1 protein-coding gene and 1 pseudogene are annotated in these 2736 nt (G+C 66.4%); one reads left to right on the top strand and one right to left on the bottom strand.

The features are described 5' to 3' along the window. Positions 1-255, bottom strand: a pseudogene (locus ACO6D5_RS29160) (LTA synthase family protein); the annotation flags it as partial. A gap of 357 nt (positions 256-612) precedes the next feature. Here ACO6D5_RS29160 and ACO6D5_RS29155 point away from each other — a divergent pair. Beyond that, positions 613-2697 (top strand): AsmA family protein, encoded by a 2085-nt coding sequence (locus ACO6D5_RS29155; RefSeq protein WP_485827321.1) that lies wholly within the window; start codon positions 613-615, stop codon positions 2695-2697. Positions 2698-2736 lie beyond the last annotated feature (39 nt).

Below are 2736 nucleotides of genomic sequence, written 5' to 3'. Positions count from 1 at the left end.
GATGAAGGCGGCCAGGTACCAGTAGCCGGCGAGGGTCGCGGCGATAGGGAAGTGCCCCAGCAGGGGCGACAGCACCGCCGGCAGCGCGGCCAACACGGCGATCTGGTGCGCGTCGATGCGCAGGCCGCCCAACAGCAGCGGGAACAGGCCGCCGGCATTGCGCACGCGCTGCCATTGCCAGGCGGCCAGCGCCAGGCGGCTCAGCGTCAGCAGCGCAAACGCCGCGACCACGAAAATCAAGGTTGAATGCCGCATCGGGCCTCCAGGTTGTTCTGCTGTCCGACCCGATGGGGCGGCATCAATCGTCCGCGCATTGGAGCAGGGCGCGCGTCGAAAATTCAGTGAGTTACTGCCTTCCGGTCACTTTCCGGGGGTCATAGCCATTTCGTTTTGTAACTGCCTGGCGCCAGGGCGGGAACACGGCGTGCTGCGCAAACCCGCAGGCGGCGATGCGTCGCCGCGCGACGCTGGCCGCCCCGACGTTTTGCAGGCGGAAAGATCCGCACACATTATGGGGCCGGTTGGCTTAACCCTTGCGGTGCGCCGCGATACCCTTACCGGTAACAGAGGGCCGGCGGTCGGAAGCCGGCCACAACGCCAAGGATAATAGCCATGACGCGCACAAGAAAAATAGCGATCGGGATTGTAGGGGGTCTGGCCCTCGTCGTGCTGGTGCTGGCAGTAGTGATTGCCACTTTCGACTGGAACCGGGCCAAACCCATGATCAACGAGCGCGCCAGCGCCGCCATCGGCCGACCTTTCGCCATCAACGGCGACCTGAGCGTCAAATGGGAGCGCGAGCCCGACGAAGGCGGCTGGCGGGCCTGGGTGCCCTGGCCGCACATCATCGCCAACGATATTTCGGTAGGCAACGCGCCGTGGGCGAAAGCGCCTGCCTTCGCCACGCTCAAGCGCGGCGAGTTCAGCCTGGCGCTGCTGCCGCTCTTGAGCCAGCGCGTGGTCATCCGCCGCATCCAGCTGACAGAACCCGCCGCAGACCTGGAGCGGCTGGCCGATGGCCGCGCCAACTGGGTCTTCACTTTGCCAGAGACCGGCGAGCCCTCTCCGTGGGTGCTGGACATCAACGAAATCGGATTCGACAAGGGCCGGGTCGGCCTGGTCGACGAGGTCCTCAAGGCCGACCTGACCGTGCTGGTGGACCCGTTGGGCAAACCGGTGCCCTTCGCGGACGTGGCCGGCGCCGCCTTCGTGCCCGAGGACGGTGCGGCGCCCGTGCCGCGCGACTACGTGTTCGGTTGGAAGGTGGACGGCAAGTTCAAGGGGCTGGCCACCAAGGGCGAAGGCAAGGTCGGCGGGATGCTGGCCTTGCAGGACGCCAAGCAGCCGTTTCCCGTGCAGGCGGATGTGGCGATCGGAGGCACCAAGGCCTCGGTGACCGGAACCTTGACCGATCCCGCCAACCTGGGCGCGCTCGACCTGCGGCTGAAACTGTCGGGCGCCTCGATGGCGCAGCTGTATCCGCTGACGGGCGTGACCCTGCCCGATACGCCGCCGTACGCTACCGACGGGCACTTGGTCGCCAAGCTCAACAACCCTGGCGGCGCCGTGTTCGACTACAAGGATTTCAATGGCAAGGTGGGCAACAGCGACCTGCATGGCGACATCACCTTCGCCTTGGGCGCGCCGCGGCCGAAACTCACTGGCAAGCTGTCGTCGAAACAGCTGCGCATGGTCGACCTGGGGCCGCTGATCGGCGTGCCCGCGGGCGGCACGGCGGCGGCGCCCGCCGACCGCGCCAAGGATGCGCCTGCCAAGCCCAAGGGCGGCAAGGTGCTGCCGACGCAGGCTTTCCGCACCGACCGCTGGCGCGACATGGACGCCGACGTCACGCTCAACGCAGGGCGCATCGTGCATGACAGCAAGCTGCCGCTGTCCGATCTGTCCGTGCACGTGGTGTTGCAAGACGGCAAACTGACGCTGGACCCGTTCCGTTTCGGCATTGCCGGCGGCAATATCAACGGCACCATCAAGCTGGATGGCGCCAACGAAGCGCTGACAGGGCGCGTCGATCTGCAGGCGCGTCGCCTGCGTTTGAAGCAGCTGTTTCCCGCGACGGAAGCCATGCAGAAGACGCTGGGCGAATTGAACGGCGACCTGGCGATCAGCGGCACCGGCAATTCGGTGGCGGCGTTGTTGGGCTCGGCGACGGGCGACGTGAAAATGCTGGTCAACGACGGCGTCATCAGCCGCAGCCTGATGGAGATCGCCGGGCTGAACGTCGGCAACTACGTCATGTCCAAGCTGTTCGGCGACGACGAAGTGAAAATCAATTGCGGCGCGGCCGATCTCGCCATGAAGAACGGCGTGATGACGCCGCGCGTGTTCGTGTTCGATACGGAGAACGCGCTGATCAGCATCACCGGCACTGCCGATTTCAAGAACGAAACCATGGATATGGACATCACGCCGGACAGCAAGGGCTTTCGCATCTTCTCGTTGCGCTCGCCGTTGTACGTGCGTGGCACCTTCGGTTCGCCGGACGTGGGCGTGCACGTGCTGCCGCTGGCCGCGCGTGGCGCAGGCATGGTGGCATTGGGCGTGCTGCTGACGCCGGCGGCGGGCTTGCTGGCGCTGATCGCGCCCAGCACCACCGACGAGAACGCCTGCGGCCCGCTGCTGGAACAGATGCGCAAACCGCCCAAGGCACCGGCGCCCGTCGCGCCGAAGGGAAAATAGCGGCAAGCCCGGCGGAGGCGTCCGGCGGATCAGCCCGGC

This window comes from Achromobacter sp., assembly GCF_057314935.1.
This window is presented reverse-complemented; position numbering and strand designations above follow the sequence as displayed.

Excerpts from the sequence above, each read along its gene's own strand:
- ACO6D5_RS29155 (WP_485827321.1), top strand. The coding sequence starts at position 613 with ATGACGCGCACAAGAAAAATAGCGATCGGGATTGTAGGGGGTCTGGCC.